We start from the raw sequence: 17255 nt of genomic DNA on the forward strand, positions 1-17255 counted from the left end.
ACCACCTCTCCGGCGGCCGCTCCGCGTGGAACGTGGTCACCTCCTGGGACGCCTTCACCGGCGAGAACTTCCGCCGCGGCGGCTTCCTGCCGCAGGAGGAGCGCTACTCGCGCGCCAAGGAGTTCCTGGCTACGGCGAACGAGCTCTTCGACTCCTGGCACGGCGAGGAGATCGTCGCCGACCAGGCGACCGGCGTCTTCCTGCGCGACGCGAAGGCCGGCTCCTTCGTCCACAGCGGCCAGCACTTCGACATCCACGGGCAGTTCAACGTCCCGCGCTCCCCGCAGGGACGCCCGGTGATCTTCCAGGCCGGTGACTCCGACGAGGGCCGCGAGTTCGCCGCCTCCAGCGCCGACGCCATCTTCAGCCGGTACGCCACCCTGGAGGGCGGCCGGGCCTTCTACACGGACGTCAAGAACCGCCTCGCCAAGTACGGCCGCCGCCACGACGAACTGCTCATCCTGCCCGCCGCGAGCTTCGTCCTCGCCGACACGGACGAAGAGGCCGGAGAACTGGCCAAGGAGGTGCGCCGACAGCAGGTCAGCGGCGCCACCGCCCTCAAGCACCTGGAGTTCGTCTGGAACCGGGACCTGTCCTCCTACGACCCTGAGGGCCCGCTGCCCGACATCGACCCCGACGTCAGCGACGACCACATCTCCAAGGGCCGCGCCCAGGTGCGCATGTACCGCGACCCGCTGGCCACCGCCCGCGAGTGGCGCGAGCTGGCCGCCGCCAACAACTGGTCCATCCGCGACCTCGTCATCGAGACCGGCAACCGGCAGAACTTCATCGGCTCCCCGGCGACCGTCGCCCGGACCATCAACGAGTACGTCCAGGCGGACGCGAGTGACGGCTTCATCCTCGTCCCGCACATCACCCCCACCGGCCTGGACGACTTCGCCGACAAGGTCGTGCCGCTCCTACAGGAACAGGGCGTCTTCCGCACCGACTACGAGGGCCCTACCCTCCGCCACCACCTCGGCCTCGCCCACCCTGACGACACGCGGGGCGAGGAGCGGGTGGCATCGTGAAATTCCTCGCCATCACACTCATCGTGCACCGCCCGGATCCCATCACCGGGGTACAGAAGCCGACCCACGACCGCTTCCGCGAGGTCCTCGACAACGCGCTGCTCGCCGAGGAGCTGGGCTTCGACGGCTTCGGCGTGGGGGAGCGCCACGAGCGGCCGTTCATCTCCTCCTCACCGACCGTCGTACTCAGCCATGTGGCCGCCCTGACGAAGCGGATCCGCCTGTTCACGGCCGTCACGACGCTCAGCCTGCTGGACCCGGTCCGGGCGTACGAGGACTACGCCACCCTCGACCACCTGTCCAACGGGCGCCTCGACCTGATCATCGGCAAGGGCAACGGCGCCGCTCAGCGCGACCTGTTCCACGTCACGCCCGAGGACCAGTGGGACCGCAACGCCGAGAGTTACGAGGTCTTCCGGAAGATCTGGCGCCAGGACAAGGTCACCGCCGACACCCGCTTCCGTCCCTCGCTGACGGACGCCGAGGTGTGGCCGCGGCCGTATCAGCAGCCGGTCCGGGTCTGGCACGGCAGCGCGACCAGCAAGGAGTCGGTCGACCTGGCCGCCCGCTACGGCGACCCGCTCTTCTCGGCGAACGTCACCAACCACATAGAGCCGTATGCCGAGTTGATCCGCCACTACCGCGAGCGGTGGGAGCACTACGGCCACGACCCGGCGCAGATCACCGTCGGCGCGGGCACGGCGGGCATCTACGTCGCCCCCACCTCGCAGGAGGCGATGGCCGCGTACCGGCCGGTCTTCGAGTCCAATCTGGCGTTCTTCAAGAAGGGCGGCCTGCCGGTCGTCTTCGAGACCCTGGAGGACTTCGTCGAACGCAGCTCCGCTCTGATCGGCAGCCCGCAACAGGTCATCGACAAGGTGCACCGCTACCACGAACAGTTCGGGCACACCGTGCTCCACCTGCACGCCGACGCGAGCGGGCTGACGGAGTCCCAGCACCGTGCCTCCCTCGAGCTGTTCCAGTCCAAGGTCGCCCCCGTGCTGCGCCGCGAGATCCCGGACCCGCCGTTCGTGTGGGGACCCGTGCTTCCGGCGCCACCGCTCACCCAGGAGTCCGTCCATGTCTGATATTGCCCTCGGCGTTCTCGACCTGGTCCCGATCCCCTCCGGCTCGACGGCAGCCGATGCCCTGCGCAACTCCATCGACCTCGCACAGCAGGCCGAGCGCTTCGGATATGCCCGCTACTGGTTCGCCGAGCACCACCTCAATCCGGGCGTGGCCGGCACGTCCCCCGCAGTCGTCCTGGCCCTGACCGCATCCGCCACCTCCACCATCCGGCTCGGTTCCGGGGCCGTGCAGCTCGGGCACCGCACGGCGCTGTCCACCGTGGAGGAGTTCGGCCTGCTCGACGCGCTGCACCCGGGCCGGTTCGACCTGGGCCTGGGCCGCTCGGGCGGCCGCCCGCCGGGACAGCCGGCCGCACCGTTGCCGACGGCGACCCCGGTCGTCGACGGCCGCACCCCGAACGGCCTGTTGATCCCGCCCCGCTTCTCCTTCGAGCATCTGCTCGGGTCACCCCGCATCGCGCTGCAGCGCAGGCTGCTTCTCCTGCCGGGCGCCGAGTCACAGGACTACGCCGAGCAGATCGACGACATCCTCGCCCTGCTCGCCGGCACCTACCGCTCCCCGGAGGGCGTCGAGGCGCACGTCGTGCCGGGGGAGGGCGCCGACGTGGAGGTGTGGATCCTGGGCAGCAGCGGTGGTCAGAGCGCCGCTGTCGCGGGCCGCAACGGTCTGCGGTTCGCGGCGAACTACCACGTCAGCCCGGCCACGGTCCTGGAGGCGGTGGAGGGTTACCGGTCCTTCTTCCAGCCTTCCGAGTTCCTCGACAAGCCGTACGTCAGCGTCTCGGCGGACGTCGTCGTCGCCGAGGACGACGCCACCGCCCGCGCACTCGCCACCGGCTACGGCCCGTGGGTCCGCAGCATCCGCACCGCCGAGGGCGCCATCGAGTACCCGACGCCGGAGGAAGCGCGCGCCCACCCATGGACCGACGAGGACCGGGCCCTCGTCCAGGACCGCCTGGACACCCAGTTCGTCGGCTCACCAGGCCGGGTGGCCGACCAGTTGGAACAGCTCCAGGAGGCCACGGGCGCCGACGAGTTGCTCATCACGACCATCACCCACGACCACACGGACCGGGTCCGTTCGTACGAACTGTTCGCGGAGGAATGGCGCCGACGGGGTCACTCCTTCCAGTCGGGCTGATGTTCGGGAGGACTTCAGTCCCCACATCGAGGTGCTTGAACCGATGGACAAACATGACGACTTGGCCGAGCCTGGCGCTTGCACAGTCGCCCGGTACCGATCAGCCCGATGCCAGTGCGCGGAGGAGAAGAGCCAGTGACTGTTGCGGGCTCTGTCCCGTGGTGTCGACGACGACGCGCTCGCGGTACCACGGCTCGTACTCCCGGTCGACGACCTGCTGCCGGTCCGGCAGCGGCAGATCTGGAATGTCGGCCGACCGCGAGGTCACGCGGCGCCGGTGCTCCGCCGTATCCGAGCACACCACCTCCACCTCGACGACACGCACCCCGCCCTGACGGCCGTGTCCCGCCAGGCGTCACGCGTCACACTCAGCGGATTGACCGATTCCGCGATCACGGTCAGCCCCTGCCGCAGATGTTCCTCGGCCAGGGCATATCCGACGGTGTAGCCCACGGGACCAACCGGGTGCCGGGCCGCCCCGGAGCGGACGATCGCCTGCTCGATGGTGTCGACCCTCAGATGGACCGCACCGATCCGGGCCGCCAGGAGACGGGCGAGCGTGGTCTTGCCGGTGCACGGGCGGCCACCCATGACGATGAGCACAGGATCATCCCTCCGTCAGCCGCCGCGAAGAAGCGCCGCACGCCTGGGCGTTGCGCACGAAGAGCTCGTGCAGGTCGCGGACCGCCCGCGGAACGGAGCCGGAATGGCGGCGCTGCAGTACCAGCAGTACGTCGGTCGCATCTCCCGCGAGCGGCCGCACAGTGATCGCGCCCCGTCGCTCCAGCGGGTCGCCGACGACGCTGAAGTCCGGCAGCACCGTGGCCCCCAGCCCCTCGGCCACCATCAGTTTGCCCATCTCCGCGCCGTCGGTGGAGTACGAGAAGGACGGAGTCCGGCCGCGGAGCAGCCGGTGCACGAAACGGTGCATCACATAGCCGGATCGCATCACGACCAGCGGCTCGGCCAGGAGACTGTCCGCGTCCACCGCATCAAGGGCCGCCAGCGGACTGTCCGGACGCACGCACACCACCGGCCGGCCGCAGAGCAACTCCGTCGTCTCGAAGCCGGGCGGAATGTCGTCGCCCCGGAGGTAGTTCACCAGTCCCAGGTCGAAGGCGCCCTCCAACAGGCCGCGGTGGATGTCGGCCTGCTGCGCGCCGACCAACTCCACCTGGGTGACCGGGTGCGAGGCCCGGAACTCGCGCACGGTCGGGATGACCAGCGGCACGGTAGCCGTGTTCACCGTGCCGAGCCGGACCATGCGGCTGATGCGGTACTGGTCGCCGGCCGCGCCGCGCAGCCGGTCGACCGCGTCCAGCACGCTCATGATGTGCGGCAGCAGCTCGCGTCCCTCGTCGCTGATCTTCGCCCCGGACCGCTTGCGCTCCAGCAGGTCCACGCCGAGCTCGCGCTCCAGATTGCGTACGGTCTCGCTGAGCGCCGGCTGGGACAGGTGCAGTTCCTCGGCGGCGCGCCGCAGCGAACCGAGCCGTGTGACGGCAGCGATGTATTCGAGCTGTTCGATACGCACGAACAGGAGGCTGCGCCCTCCCGGGACCGGGTTCAAGGGAATCCCTGTCACAACCTCGTGAATACCGACTCTCACCATGTGGAATCACATCCGGGCATTCTTGACCGGCCGGACTCCCTCCTGGTTCGATCGGTGGCATGAAGCGACAGGACCTCACGCGGCGACTCCACGTCGACCTTGCGCGTGTTTCCAGCGCCTTCTGTCGCTGTCGGGTCTGAGCGCACCCGAGGGAAACCCTCCCACCCGCTCCCTCTGTGACTTCCTTCCGTGAATTCCGGTCCCGGCTCATTTCCGTCGTGACGACGGCTTTCCCGGAAACCCCGCTCCAGCGTGCCTGAATTCCGCGGAGCTCATTCGTCCTGCCCGCGCAGCATTCTCCTGCCAGGAGTTCCCATGCCCGCATCCTCCGCATACCCCGGATCCGATCCCGTCCGCTTCGCCTACTGGGTGCCGAACGTCAGTGGCGGTCTGGTCACCAGCACCGTCGAGCAGCGCACCGACTGGGGCTACGACTACAACCGCGAACTCGCCGTCCTCGCCGAGAACAACGGCTTCGACTACGCGCTCAGCCAGGTCCGTTACATGGCCAGCTATGGCGCCGAGTACCAGCACGAGTCCACCAGCTTCAGCCTCGCCCTGCTGCTCGCCACCCAGCGGCTGAAGGTCATCGCCGCCGTCCACCCCGGCCTGTGGCACCCGGGCGTCCTCGCCAAGCTCGGCGCCACCGCCGACCACCTGTCGAACGGCCGCTTCGCCGTCAATGTCGTCAGCGGCTGGTTCAAGGGCGAGTTCACCGCGCTGGGCGAGCCCTGGCTGGAGCACGACGAACGCTACCGGCGCTCCGAGGAGTTCATCCGTGCCCTGCGGAAGATCTGGACCGAGGACCACGCCGAGCTCGCCGGTGACTTCTACCGGTTGCGCGACTTCTCCCTCAAGCCCAAGCCGCTGAACACCCCCGAGCGTCCGCACCCGGAGATCTTCCAGGGCGGCAACTCCACCGCCGCGCGCGCCATGGCCGGCCGCGTCTCCGACTGGTACTTCTCCAACGGCAAGGACTTCGACGGCGTCACCGAGCAGATCAATGACGTTCGTGCCTCAGCCGTCCAAGCGGGCCGTACGGCACCGAAGTTCGGCCTCAACGGGTTCCTCATCGCCCGCGACACCGAGGCCGAGGCCCGCGAGACGCTCCGTGAGATCGTCGCCAAGGCCGACACGCAGGCCGTGCACGGCTTCCGCGACGCCGTCCAGCAAGCCGGTCCGTCCACCGGCGACGGCAAGGGCATGTGGCAGGACTCGACGTTCGAGGACCTCGTCCAGTACAACGACGGCTTCCGCACCGGCCTGATCGGCACCCCCGAGCAGATCGCCGAACGGATCGTCGCCTACAAGCGGCTCGGCGTCGACCTCTTCCTCCTCGGCTTCCTGCACTACCTGGAGGAGGTCGAGTACTTCGGCAAGCGGGTGCTGCCCCTGGTGCGCGAACTGGAGGCACAGGAAGCCGCGTCCGAGCCCGCCGCCGCCCACGCCTGACCGCGGCCCGCACACGAAACGACGAACCGAAAGGTCCTCCCATGGCCACTGTCCTGTCCGTCTCCGGAAGCCCCTCCGCCACCTCCCGCACCGCTCGGCTGCTGCGCCACCTGGACGAGCGGCTCATCGCGCAGGGGCACGAGGTGATTGCGCTGGACGTTCGTACCCTGCCTGCCGAGGCGCTGCTCGGGGCCGACTTCGCTCACCCGGCGATCGTCCGGGCCACCGCCCTGTTCGAGCAGGCGGACGGGGTGGTGATCGGTACCCCCGTCTACAAGGCCGCCTACTCCGGACTGCTGAAGTCCCTGCTCGACCTGCTCCCGCAGTACGCCCTGGCGGGCAAGACGGTCCTCCCGCTGGCCACCGGCGGCACCACCGCCCACGTCCTGGCCATCGACTACGCCCTGCGCCCGGTGCTGGCCTCCATGGGGCCTGCGCACATCACGCCGGGCTGGTTCACGCTCGACAAGGACATCACGGTGGGCGAGGACGGCACGCTGACCGTCGCGCCGGGATCGGCCGAGGCTCTGGCGCAGCTCACGGACCAGTTCTCGTCCGCGCTGGGCGGGCGGACGACACTGCTGGCGGCCGCCGGATGAGCGCCGCGCACGTCATCGCGGACGACGCCGAGGCCCTTGCCGTGGCCGCGGAGCTGGCCGCGGACTTCCGCAAGGGCGCCGCCGAGCGGGACGCGCGGCGCAGGCTCCCGCACATGGAGCTGGAGCGGCTGTCCGCCTCCGGGCTGCTCGCCGTGACCGTGCCCGCCCGGTTCGGCGGCGCGGACATCCGTGCGGACACGCTCGCCGAGATCTTCCGAGTGCTGGCCGCCGCCGATGCCAGCCTGGCCCAGATCCCGCAGAGCCACTTCGTGTACGTCAACGTGCTGCGCCGGCAGGGGACCGACGAGCAGCAGGAGTTCTTCTTCGGCGAGGTACTGGCCGGCAAGCGGTTCGGCAACGCCCAGTCCGAGGCGGGCACCCAGCACGTCCAGGACATCCGCACCCGCCTCGCCCGGCTCCCGGACGGGTCGTACGTCCTCGACGGCGTCAAGCACTACTCCACCGGCGCGCTGTTCGCCCACTGGATCCCCGTCCTCGCCCGCACCGAGGACGACACCCTGCACGTGGCGTACGTCCCGCGCGACGCGCCCGGCCTCACGGTCGTGGACGACTGGGACGGCATGGGACAGCGCACCACCGCCAGCGGAACCGTCCGCCTGGAGTCGGTGCCCGTGCCCGCCGACCGGGTCGTGCCGCACCACCTCACCTTCCAGGGGCCCCAACTCCACGGTGCGGTGGCTCAGTTGCTGCATGCGGCCATCGACGCCGGGATCGCCTCCGGGGCGCTGGCCGAGGCGGTGGAGTTCGTCCGTACGAAGAGCCGCCCCTGGTTCGAGAGCGCCGCCGAGGGGCACGCGACCGCCGCGGAGGATCCGCTGCTGATCCAGCGGTTCGGCGAACTGGCGATCAGAGAACGGGCTGCCGAAGCGTTGCTTCGCGAGGCCGCCCGCGCGGTCGACGACGCCCGCGCCGACCTGACCGACGACTCGGCCGCCGAGGCCTCGATCGCGGTGGCCACCGCAAAAGTGACGGCGGCCGAGGCGGCCGTGGAGGTCGCAAGCGCCCTCTTCGAGGTCTCCGGCACCCGCTCGGCCCTCGACTCCCTGGGACTGCACCGCCATTGGCGCGACGCGCGCACCCACACCTTGCACGACCCGGCCCGCTGGAAGGTCCAGCACATCGGCCGTTACGTGCTCAACGGCACCAAGCCGCCCCGGCACGGCCTCCTCTGACGAACGCTGACGAACACCGATCGGAGCCCCCACGTGTCCCTCACCTTCCACTGGTTCCTGCCCACCAACGGCGACAGCCGCCACGTCGTCGGCGGCGGCCACGGCACCCCCGCCACGCAGTCCGGGCGCGACCGGCCGCCGACGGTCGCCTACCTGAGCCAGATCGCCCGAGCCGCCGAGGACCTCGGCTTCGTCGGAGCTCTCACGCCGACCGGCGCGTGGTGCGAGGACGCGTGGCTGACCACCGCCATGGTCAGCCAGAACACCGAGCGCCTGAAGTTCCTCGTCGCCTTCCGCCCCGGCTTCGTCTCGCCGACGCTCGCGGCGCAGATGGCCTCCACCTTCCAGCGGCAGACCGGCGGACGGCTCCTGCTCAACGTCGTCACCGGCGGCGAAAGCCACGAGCAGCGGGCCTACGGGGACTTCCTGGACAAGGACGCGCGGTACCGCCGTACCGGCGAATTCCTGGAAATCGTCCGGGGGTTGTGGGAGGGCAAGACCGTCGACCTCGCCGGCGAGCACCTCCAGGTCGAGGACGCCCGCCTGGCCCGGGTGCCCGACCCGGTGCCCGAGGTGTACTTCGGGGGCTCCTCGCCGATCGCCGGAGAAGTTGCCGCCAGGCATGTCGACGTCTACCTCACCTGGGGTGAGCCGCCCGCCGCCGTCGCGCAGAAGGTCGCCTGGATCAGGGCGCTGGCCGCGAAGGAGGGTCGCAGCGTCCGCTTCGGAATCCGGTTGCACGTCATCACCCGCGACACCTCCGAGCAGGCCTGGGCCGAGGCGGAGCGGCTGCTGGCGGGCTTCGATGCGGAGACTGTGCGGCAGGTTCAGGCCGGGCTCGCCCGCAGCGAGTCGGAGGGACAGCAGCGGATGCTGGCCCTGCATGGGGGTGGGAGCCGGGACGGGCTGGAGATCCATCCCAACCTGTGGGCGGGCATCGGTCTGGTGCGGGGTGGGGCGGGGACCGCCCTGGTCGGCAGCCACACCGAGGTTGCCGAGCGGATCAAGGAGTACGCCGCGTCGGGGATCGAGGAGTTCATCTTCTCCGGGTATCCGCATCTGGAGGAGGCGTACTGGTTGGGCGAGGGCGTGCTGCCGAAGCTTCAGGCGCAGGGTCTGTGGCGGCACCCGTACGGGCAGCAGGTGGCCCCCGCCGCCCAGGTCCCCTTCGCCGGTGCCGGGAGCGCGCGATGACCCATGTGATCGCCGACGACACCGGCCCCGCTCCCACGGAGGCGCCGAGGTTCGACGGCTTCGACCTCGCCTACGTCACCACCCCTGGCTCCTTCGCCGACTTCGTCGACCTCGTCGTCCCGGAACTGGGCAGCCGCGGCAGGATCGCGGCCCCGTCCGGCGGCGCCACGCTTCGCGAACGCCTCCACAGCGCGGCCGGCAGCTCCCGGATCAGGGACGATCACCCGGCCGCCCGCCATCGTGAACTCGCCATCCGGAAGCGTGAATCAGCCGGCACACAGCAGCCTTCCTGGTTTTCCTATCGAATTATTAGGCCCGCACTCCGGGCTCGTACCGACGCCAGGTGTGCCTCGTACTCATGACGCAGCCACTCGGACGATCTTCGGTTCGGACCGCAGATCGGCGGTGCGCTCGGGCATCGCCCTGATCGCCACTTCGTCCTGGCTCAGCGAAACCGCCACACGCTCGTCGCGCGGAGCAGCGACGCTCGTGCGGACGTCCATCGGTCCGGATGCACTCTGGTCGAGTACACCTTTGGCGGCGGGTCATCGAGGAGTAGGTCGATCGCTTTCGCCGGGGAGGAAGGGCTGACAGGGGGCAGGCTCCGGCTGTTCCGCATTTCGTCGACATGCCGGTGGGTCGATGGCCATATCTGATCGGTGAGTACGCAGCGCGGCTGGGCGCCCGGTACCCGTCAACCGCCCTGCTCGATGCTCTTGCGTTGCCCATGCCAAGCCTCTATAACGTGTCCTGCAGGTATCGGCGGGGATGGCCGGAAATGGCAGTTGCCGCCGACCAGGGGGGATCCTCGGCTCCGTCGCGATCGGCATCAATGCCCGCAGACCGACGGAGACCGAACCATGACCGACGACGCATATCGTGCTGCCCTGACCCGTCTGGCCGTCGACCCGGCCTTCCGTGCCGAGCTCGACGGCGACACCGACGAGGTGGCGCGAAGACTCGGCCTGTCGCCCGCGCAGGTCGCCGAACTCCGTTCCCTCCGCGTAGAGTCCGGCAGCGACGGGGGACCGGCCGCTCTCGATCCTCGGCTGTCCAAGTCGTCCCTGTTTTTCGGAAGCGCGGCGCATGCGCTGGCGCACCACGGCGTCCCGGTCGACCACGCCGTATCAACCGACCACGACGTCCCGGCGGACCAGGTCTCCCGCGACCACGACGCCGGGGGCCCGGCCTCCGCCGGCCACTCGTCGGAGCTGCCGGATCCCGCCGCGGGTCAGGAGGGCGTCGGCGATGTCGACGTGGCGTCGACCGGCTCCCACAGTCTGCTCGGCGGCCCGCTGCTGGACCGGTCGCCCGTCGAATCGGCCGGTGGGCAGGGACAGTTCGGAGAGTTCGGCGGCTTCGGCGGTTTTGACGAGCACGGGAACGCGGGTACGGGCGCGGACCTCGGCGGGCTCGGTGGGCAGGTCGGCGGGGGTGCCGAAGGGGGGTTCGGTGACTTCGGCGCCGGGGGCGACGGCGGGTTCGGCGGAGCCGAGGGAGGCTTCGGCGGGTTCGGCGGCGGTGCCGACGGTGGCTTGGGTGACGGGGGGCTGGGCGCTGGTGGGTTCGGCGATGGTGGGTTCGGTGGCGGCGGTCTCGGTGACGGTGGGTTCGGTGATCTCGGTGGCCATGGCGGCTTCGGCGGTGCCGGTGGGGACGGCGGCTTCGGCGGTGTAGGCGGTGAAGGCGGCAGTGACGTCGGCCACTTCGGTCACGGGGGCATCTACGACCGCGACGGCGGCGATGGCGGCGGTGACAGCGGTGGCGGTGGTGGTGAGGGTGGTGGTGACCCGGAGAACACCGATCGTCCCAGTGGTGGCGGTGGTCATGGTGGCGGTGACGGTGGTGGCGGTGGTGGTGAGGGTGGTGGTGACCCGGAGAACACCGATCGTCCCAGTGGTGGCGGTGGTCATGGCGGCGGTGACGGTGGGGGCGACGGAAACGGCGGAGGCAGCCAGGAGAACATCGGTCGGCGTCCCGGCGGTATCGGTGAGCCCGGCGGTGGTAATCGCATCATCGTCCAGGGTGGCCTGCCCGCCTCGGGCGAGGGTGGCAGCGGTGATCACATCATCGTCCAGGGAGGCCTGCCCGCCTCCGGCCTCGGAAACGCCGCCACGCACCTGCCGGACTCCGGCCCCGCCGCGGAAGCCGACGCAGGCTTCGACGGAGGAACGTTCGCCAGCGGTTCCGGCGCGGGCTGAGCCAGCGCATGCTCTGCCACGTCTGCCGCGTCCACGTGCGGCGCGACTTCCCGTACTGCCTGCACTGCGGCACCCCGCGTCGGGGTGCCGCACCGACGTCGTACGCCGCGCCCCAGCTGCGCGGCCTCGACGACCCCACCCTGCTCGTCGCGTTGACCGGACCTGTCACCATGCTGGGCCGGGGCGAGGACAACGACGTCGTCCTGTCCGACGGCAGCGTCTCGCGCCGTCACGCCCGCATCGTCCGCACCGCCGAGGGCTTCCGGATCGAGGACCTGGACTCCTTCAACGGCACCGCGGTCGGCGGTGTCGAGCTGCACGGCGGAGCGGCCGGTCTCGCCGACGGCACCGAGCTGTCCGTCGGTGACGTACGCCTGGTGTTCGAGCAGCCCCGCGACGCCCGGATCGGCTCCCGCACGATGGTCGTCGGCACCCAGCTGACCCATCTGCCCACCGCCGGACAGGAGGAGGCCCCGGAGGCGAACGGCCCGCTCACCGCGCGTCCCCGACGGCGTTCCGGCTGGGCCCTCAAGCAGGTCCCCACCGAACGCGGCGCCCCCCGCTGGGTGCTCAGCAGCACCCGCACCGGCCGCTATCTGGAACTGGACGAGCGCCAGGTTTTCCTCTGGCACGCCGTCGACGGTGACAACACCCTACGGGACCTGCTGTTCGCCTACGCCGACCGCTACGGCGAACTCGCCCTGCCCCGAATCGAGTCCGCGTTGGCCGCGTTCGCGGAAGCCGGGTTGCTGCGCAGCCTGCCCGGCCGGCCGGAGGAGGAACGGCCGAACGGCTGGCGGCGTGCGGCCAGTGCCGCGTACCGGGCGCTACTCAAGCTGGAGGTGTCCGTCCCAGGCCTCGACCGACTGGTGACCCGGCTCTACCGGGCCTTCGGCTGGCGGCTGTTCACCCGGACCGGGGTGCTGCTCGCCTGGCTGTCGGTCGCCGGCGGCCTCGTTGCGTTCCTCGCCGCCCAGGGTCGGTACCACCTGCTGGACTTCGGCGGATCGGGCGTGTGGGGCCCGGTCCTGCTGGCCGCCGGATATGTGACCGCGCTTCTCGTCCACGAGCTGACGCACGCGCTGGCCGTGAAGTCGTACGGCCGCAAGGTCCGGCGCGGCGGGTTCCTGCTGATGATGGGCATGCCGTTCGCGTTCGTGGACACCAGCGACATGTGGTTCGGCTCCCGCTGGTCACGGATCGTGGTGGCCCTGTCCGGGCCGCTGTCCACGGCGGCGCTGGCCGGCTGGTGCGCCACGGGGGCGGCCCTGCTGCCCGCGGGACCCGTCTCGGCCATCCTCTACCACCTGGCCTTCGGCCTCTACCTGAACACCCTCTACAACTTCAACCCGCTGATGCCGCTGGACGGTTACCAGGCGCTGACCGATGCCCTGCGGGTGCCACGGCTGCGCGAGGAGGCGAGCGCCTACTTCCGCACGGGCCTGTGGCGAGACCTGCGCGCGGGCAACCGGCCCGGCCCGCGCCAGGCGGGCATGGCCGCCTACGGCCTCGCGGTCGTCGTGGGCACCTACGGGTTCCTCGCCCTCGCCCTGCTGGCCTGGCGCTCCCGGATCGGCGACCTGCTCGAGGGCCGGCTGGCCGAGCCGTGGACCACGGTGATCGAGGCGGCCGTGGTCGCCCTGGTCGCCTTCCCGGTGTGGGCCGCGCCCGTGCGCTGGCTGCTGCGCCGGGTACGGCGCCGGCGGGGCGCGAAGGACGTACCGCAGGGCGCCGGGCTCCCCGCGCCGGTGGAGGGCACGGCATGACCCAGGACGGCATGACCCAGAACACGCACGCCGACGGCGGCTGGGCCGTACCCGGCTACGAGGCCGTCCGCACGCTCGGCGAGGGAGCAGGCGGCCGGGTCGTCCTCGCCCGGCACACCGCGACCGGCGTGCCCGTCGCCATCAAGTACCTCAGCGAGCGCCTGTGCACGGACCGGGAGTTCCTGGCCCGTTTCCGGGCCGAGGCCCGGCTGCTCGGCGAGCTGCGGCACCCGTGCGTGGTGCGGCTGTACGAGTACGTCGAGGCCCGCGCCGGTGCCGCGATCGTGATGGAGGCCGTCGACGGCGTCAGCCTGCGCCACCTGCTGCGCCGGCACGGGGCGACCGGCCCCGAGGCCGCGCTCGTCCTGCTCAAGGGTTCCCTGCTCGGACTGGGCGCGGCCCACACGGCCGGGGTGGTGCACCGCGACTACAAGCCGGAGAACGTCCTGGTCCGCGGCGACGGCACCAGCGCGCTCGCCGACTTCGGCATCGCGGTGCGCGGCGGCCGGGAGACCGAGGCCGCGGGCACGCCCGCTTACATGGCGCCGGAGCAGTGGAACGGCGAGCCCGCCGGCCCGGCGGCCGACGTCTACGCGGCGTCCGTGGTGTTCTTCGAGTGCCTGACCGGCCGGCGGCCGTTCCCCGGCGACGACGTGACCGCGCTGCGCCTGCAGCACCTGCGCGCACCGGCCCCGCTGGACGACGTACCCGCGCCGGTGCGTGCGCTGCTGCGCGCGGGTCTGGCGAAGGACCCGGCGGACCGGCCCGACGTCGAGACGTTCCTCGCCGACCTGGAACGGTCCGCCACCGAAGGCTATGGCGCCGGCTGGGAGGAGCGCGGCCGTCGCAGACTGGCCGAACTCGCCGCGCTGCTCGCCCTGTTGTTCCCGTTCACCACGACCGCCGCGCTCGACGGCTCGGCCAGTGCGCTGACCCTGCTGGGCCGGCTGAAGCGCGGCGGATGGAAGGTGGCCACCGGTGGGGTGGCCGCGCTGGTGGTCGTCACGGGCGGAGCAACGTACGCGACGGGCCGCCCGCACGACACGTCGACGACCGAGGCGAGTTCGACCCCGTCATCCCCGTCACCGGTCGACTCCCCTACCGAGCCGGGCGCTTCACCTTCCGCGCCCACCTCGCCGACCGTCGCCCCGCCCACGGCCGACGCACCACCCTCCGTCACGCCCTCGGACAGCCCGTCGCCCTCGCCGACCCCGTCCACGGAGACGACCGCACCGGCCGAGCCGCCGGCCACCGCGTCCCCGAGCGCGGCCACCCCCGGCACGGTCACCCTCACGATCGGCTCCTGGCAGCGCGGACAGAAACCGGGCACGCTCATCGCGGCGGCGTCGGTCGAGACGACGGGCACCGGTCCGCTGACCGTCACCGCGAACTACTACGTCGACACACCCGCCGACGCGTACGGCTCCCAATCCCAGACCCTGTCCGGGAGTACGCGGTACGACCTGACCTTCGAGGCCGATTTCTCCAACCACCCGTGCCGGGGCACCTGGGACGTCACGCTCAGCAGCGACCCGGCGGCAGCGAACGGTCCGCAGACGGCCTCCCTGGACGCACCGCCGTGCTGACCATGCTCCCGAGGGGCTCGAGAGCCACCCCCTGCCGCGACGAGAACGGATCGACATGACGACAGCCACCACAGTGGCCGGCCGCCCCCTGTCCGGCTGGTCCCGGCACACACGCCACGGCACCTGGCATGCCCTGCTCCCCGCCCGGCCCGGCGAGCCCACCCTCGGCGCGCTGCGCATCGACCGCGCTCTGCTGGCGCCCGAAGGCACGCGCGAGCGCCTGGCGGCGGCGGTGCTCAGCACGGCGAAGCTCAGGCTGCCCGGTCTGCTCGCTACGGTCGACCTCGTGGCGGAGGCCGGTGAGGTGTGGCTGCTGACGGCTCGGCCACCGGCCCCCACGCTGGCCGACGTCCTGTCGTCGGCCGACGGCCCTCGCCCGGACGCGGGCAGCGTGGCCAGCATCCTCAACGAGACCGCCCAGACCCTCCTCGCCCTGCACACAGCAGGCTTGACCCACGGCTCACTCGGCCCCGACACCGTCGTGATGGCCCCGGACGGGGTCGCCCTGCTGGCCGAGGCGGAGCTGGGCATGGTGCTGGGCGACGTGGCGGCAGTACGGGTGTCGGGCGACACGCCGCGCGCCGGGCACCAGGCAGTCGGCACCGCTGCCTGGGCCGCCCTGGCCCGCACCCTCGGCGCCGCCTGGACGCAGCCCGGAACCCCCGCGGCGGACCTGGTCGCCCGCTGCTCCGCCACCGCCGAGTCGGAGGGGCTGGCAGCGGCCCGGGCCGCCCTGGTGGGCGGGCGCGCGGCACTCCCGGCGGACTTCCTGCGCCGTACGGCGCTGCGCGCGGCGACTGCCGCGTCGACCCCGGAGTTCGCGCCGTCGAAGGGACCGGCACCGTCCGTTGCAGTGGCTCCCGATCGCCCGGCTCCACCGACGAACCGTCACCCGGCGCCGGCTGACCCCGCTCCCCGCCCCACGGCCCCCGAACACCCTGCTACCGCGCCCGACCGCGCGTCCCACCCTTCAGCCACCGCCGACCAACTCGCCACGGCGACCCGCGCCCACAGCGCCGCGCGGCCCGACCCGCGAGTTCCCCTGCCCGCCCCAGGACCTCACCCACCAGCCATCGCCGACCAGCTCGCCACGGTCGGCCGCGCTCGCCGTGCCACAGCCCCGGACACCCAGGCGACCGTCCTGGGCAAGCGCAACCGTGCCACCTCGCCTCCGGTGGCGGCAGGGGAGGACTGCGGCGAGATCCTGCTCCGGTTCGGGCCCGGGGTTCCCTTGGAGGATCAGGACGCCCTGCGTGCACGATGGCGGTCCGAGGCAGTGGCAGCCACCTCCCCACGCTCGCGCCGCAGACGCCGGGGCTGGACCGTCACCACCGCCGTCGTCGCGATCGCTGCCGTCCTGCTCTGGCTGCTGCTGCGCCCGGCCCCCGCTCCCGCGGTCGTCGCCGTGCGGGTCCAGGCCCCCGCCGGGCCGTTGCACTGCGATCAGACGGCCGACCTGATAGGTGTCGTCACCACCGACGGGCACGGCGGCCCTGTCACATACCGGTGGCTGCGCGCGGACGGCCAGGACTCGGGCGAGCTGGTCCGCACCGCCCACCGCGGTGAGCGCCGGGTCATGGTGCACCTGCGCTGGACGGTCCGCGGTTCGGGTCGCTTCCGGGGGACCGCCCGTCTGAGGATCTCGCACCAGCCGGCCCCGATGGAGGCGAAGGCGAGCTTCACCTACGTCTGTCCTTGAGAGCCACCGCCGGGTTGCCCAGTGAGCCGCGTCGCATCGGAGCGGGGAAGGCTTGCTATGCAACGAGTTGCATAGCAGGATCGGCGGTATGGCACTCGAACACGCGATTTTGGTGTCGCTCTTGGAGAAGCCGGGATCCGGCTACGAGCTGGCACGGCGTTTCGAGCGGTCCATCGGCTACTTCTGGACCGCGACCCACCAACAGATCTATCGCGTGCTCAAGCGCATGGAGAACGACGGTTGGGTCGACGTCAGGGACATCCCGCAGCAGGGCCGGCCGGACAAGAAGGAATACCGCGTCGCCGACCTCGGCCGGGCGGCGCTGTCGTCCTGGTTGCACGATCCGATCGAGCCGGAGAGTGTCCGCCACGACCTGGCCGTGAAGATCCGGGGCGCCGCCTTCGACGACCCTACCGCCCTGATCCGCGAGGTGGAGCGGCACCGGCAGACGCACCGGGACCGGCTGGCGCACTATCTGGCAGGAGAGGCGCGGGACTTCACAGCGACCGAGGCAAACGCGGCCGGTCCGCAGGCACCGCTCGACGCGGAGCGGGAGCTCCAGCACGTCGTACTGCGCGGCGGCATCGCGTACGAGCGGATGATGATCGACTGGCTGGACGACGTCCTTGCCACGCTGGCCCGGTTCGGTCCGTGCCGCTGATCGCCGCCGCACCTCCGCAGGTCCTCCCGAGC

At 71.5% G+C, this 17255-nt stretch carries 15 protein-coding genes and 1 pseudogene; 13 read left to right on the forward strand and 3 right to left on the reverse strand.

Annotated elements, in window-relative coordinates:
* The 3 genes from ABT288_RS23250 to ABT288_RS23260 all read left to right on the forward strand — a co-directional run.
* Nucleotides 1-1031 (forward strand): NtaA/DmoA family FMN-dependent monooxygenase (locus ABT288_RS23250; protein WP_351610904.1); only part of this gene is annotated, 1031 nt, incomplete at its 5' end.
* Nucleotides 1028-2119, forward strand: coding sequence for an LLM class flavin-dependent oxidoreductase (locus ABT288_RS23255; RefSeq protein WP_351610905.1), 1092 nt, complete (start codon nucleotides 1028-1030; stop codon nucleotides 2117-2119). The genes ABT288_RS23250 and ABT288_RS23255, both read left to right, overlap by 4 nt.
* Nucleotides 2112-3260 carry an LLM class flavin-dependent oxidoreductase gene (locus ABT288_RS23260; protein ID WP_351610908.1) on the forward strand — a complete coding sequence of 383 codons (1149 nt, stop codon included), beginning with the start codon at nucleotides 2112-2114 and terminating at the stop codon, nucleotides 3258-3260. Before ABT288_RS23255 ends, ABT288_RS23260 begins: the two co-directional genes overlap by 8 nt.
* A gap of 100 nt (nucleotides 3261-3360) precedes the next feature.
* Here ABT288_RS23260 and ABT288_RS23265 read toward each other — a convergent pair.
* A pseudogene (locus tag ABT288_RS23265) lies at nucleotides 3361-3863 on the reverse strand (P-loop nucleotide/nucleoside kinase family protein).
* Nucleotides 3864-3867: 4 nt separating this feature from the next.
* A complete protein-coding gene (locus ABT288_RS23270) occupies nucleotides 3868-4794 on the reverse strand; it encodes a LysR family transcriptional regulator (RefSeq protein ID WP_351610911.1) in 927 nt (308 codons plus the stop codon).
* A gap of 137 nt (nucleotides 4795-4931) precedes the next feature.
* On the opposite strand from ABT288_RS23270, the gene ABT288_RS23275 reads away from it, so the two are divergent.
* From ABT288_RS23275 to ABT288_RS23300, 6 genes are all read left to right on the forward strand, one after another.
* Nucleotides 4932-5012 carry a putative leader peptide gene (locus ABT288_RS23275; RefSeq protein WP_351611030.1) on the forward strand — a complete coding sequence of 27 codons (81 nt, stop codon included), beginning with the start codon at nucleotides 4932-4934 and terminating at the stop codon, nucleotides 5010-5012.
* 175 nt (nucleotides 5013-5187) lie between these two features.
* Entirely contained in the window at nucleotides 5188-6324 is a 1137-nt protein-coding gene (sfnG, locus tag ABT288_RS23280; RefSeq protein ID WP_351610914.1) for a dimethylsulfone monooxygenase SfnG, read from the forward strand.
* 41 nt (nucleotides 6325-6365) lie between these two features.
* Nucleotides 6366-6923 (forward strand): NADPH-dependent FMN reductase, encoded by a 558-nt coding sequence (ssuE, locus tag ABT288_RS23285; protein ID WP_351610917.1) that lies wholly within the window; start codon nucleotides 6366-6368, stop codon nucleotides 6921-6923.
* A complete protein-coding gene (locus ABT288_RS23290; RefSeq protein WP_351610920.1) occupies nucleotides 6920-8116 on the forward strand; it encodes an SfnB family sulfur acquisition oxidoreductase in 1197 nt (398 codons plus the stop codon). Before ssuE ends, ABT288_RS23290 begins: the two co-directional genes overlap by 4 nt.
* Before the next feature lie 33 nt (nucleotides 8117-8149).
* Complete coding sequence (locus ABT288_RS23295; RefSeq protein ID WP_351610922.1) at nucleotides 8150-9310, forward strand: LLM class flavin-dependent oxidoreductase; 1161 nt, start codon at nucleotides 8150-8152, stop codon at nucleotides 9308-9310.
* A complete protein-coding gene (locus tag ABT288_RS23300) occupies nucleotides 9307-9672 on the forward strand; it encodes a hypothetical protein (RefSeq protein WP_351610924.1) in 366 nt (121 codons plus the stop codon). Before ABT288_RS23295 ends, ABT288_RS23300 begins: the two co-directional genes overlap by 4 nt.
* 765 nt (nucleotides 9673-10437) lie before the next feature.
* On the opposite strand, the gene ABT288_RS23305 is transcribed toward ABT288_RS23300, so the two are convergent.
* On the reverse strand, nucleotides 10438-11430 hold the full coding sequence (locus tag ABT288_RS23305; RefSeq protein WP_351610926.1) for a hypothetical protein: 993 nt from the start codon (nucleotides 11428-11430) through the stop codon (nucleotides 10438-10440).
* A gap of 89 nt (nucleotides 11431-11519) precedes the next feature.
* On the opposite strand from ABT288_RS23305, the gene ABT288_RS23310 reads away from it, so the two are divergent.
* From ABT288_RS23310 to ABT288_RS23325, 4 genes are all read left to right on the forward strand, one after another.
* Nucleotides 11520-13277, forward strand: coding sequence for an FHA domain-containing protein (locus tag ABT288_RS23310; RefSeq protein WP_351610927.1), 1758 nt, complete (start codon nucleotides 11520-11522; stop codon nucleotides 13275-13277).
* Complete coding sequence (locus tag ABT288_RS23315; protein WP_351610928.1) at nucleotides 13274-14863, forward strand: serine/threonine-protein kinase; 1590 nt, start codon at nucleotides 13274-13276, stop codon at nucleotides 14861-14863. Before ABT288_RS23310 ends, ABT288_RS23315 begins: the two co-directional genes overlap by 4 nt.
* A gap of 55 nt (nucleotides 14864-14918) precedes the next feature.
* Nucleotides 14919-16562 (forward strand): hypothetical protein, encoded by a 1644-nt coding sequence (locus ABT288_RS23320; RefSeq protein ID WP_351610930.1) that lies wholly within the window; start codon nucleotides 14919-14921, stop codon nucleotides 16560-16562.
* Nucleotides 16563-16650: 88 nt separating this feature from the next.
* A complete protein-coding gene (locus ABT288_RS23325; protein ID WP_351610932.1) occupies nucleotides 16651-17223 on the forward strand; it encodes a PadR family transcriptional regulator in 573 nt (190 codons plus the stop codon).
* Nucleotides 17224-17255 lie beyond the last annotated feature (32 nt).

The sequence above is a fragment of the Streptomyces sp. NPDC001093 genome, from assembly GCF_040298985.1.
GTDB lineage: Bacteria > Actinomycetota > Actinomycetes > Streptomycetales > Streptomycetaceae > Streptomyces.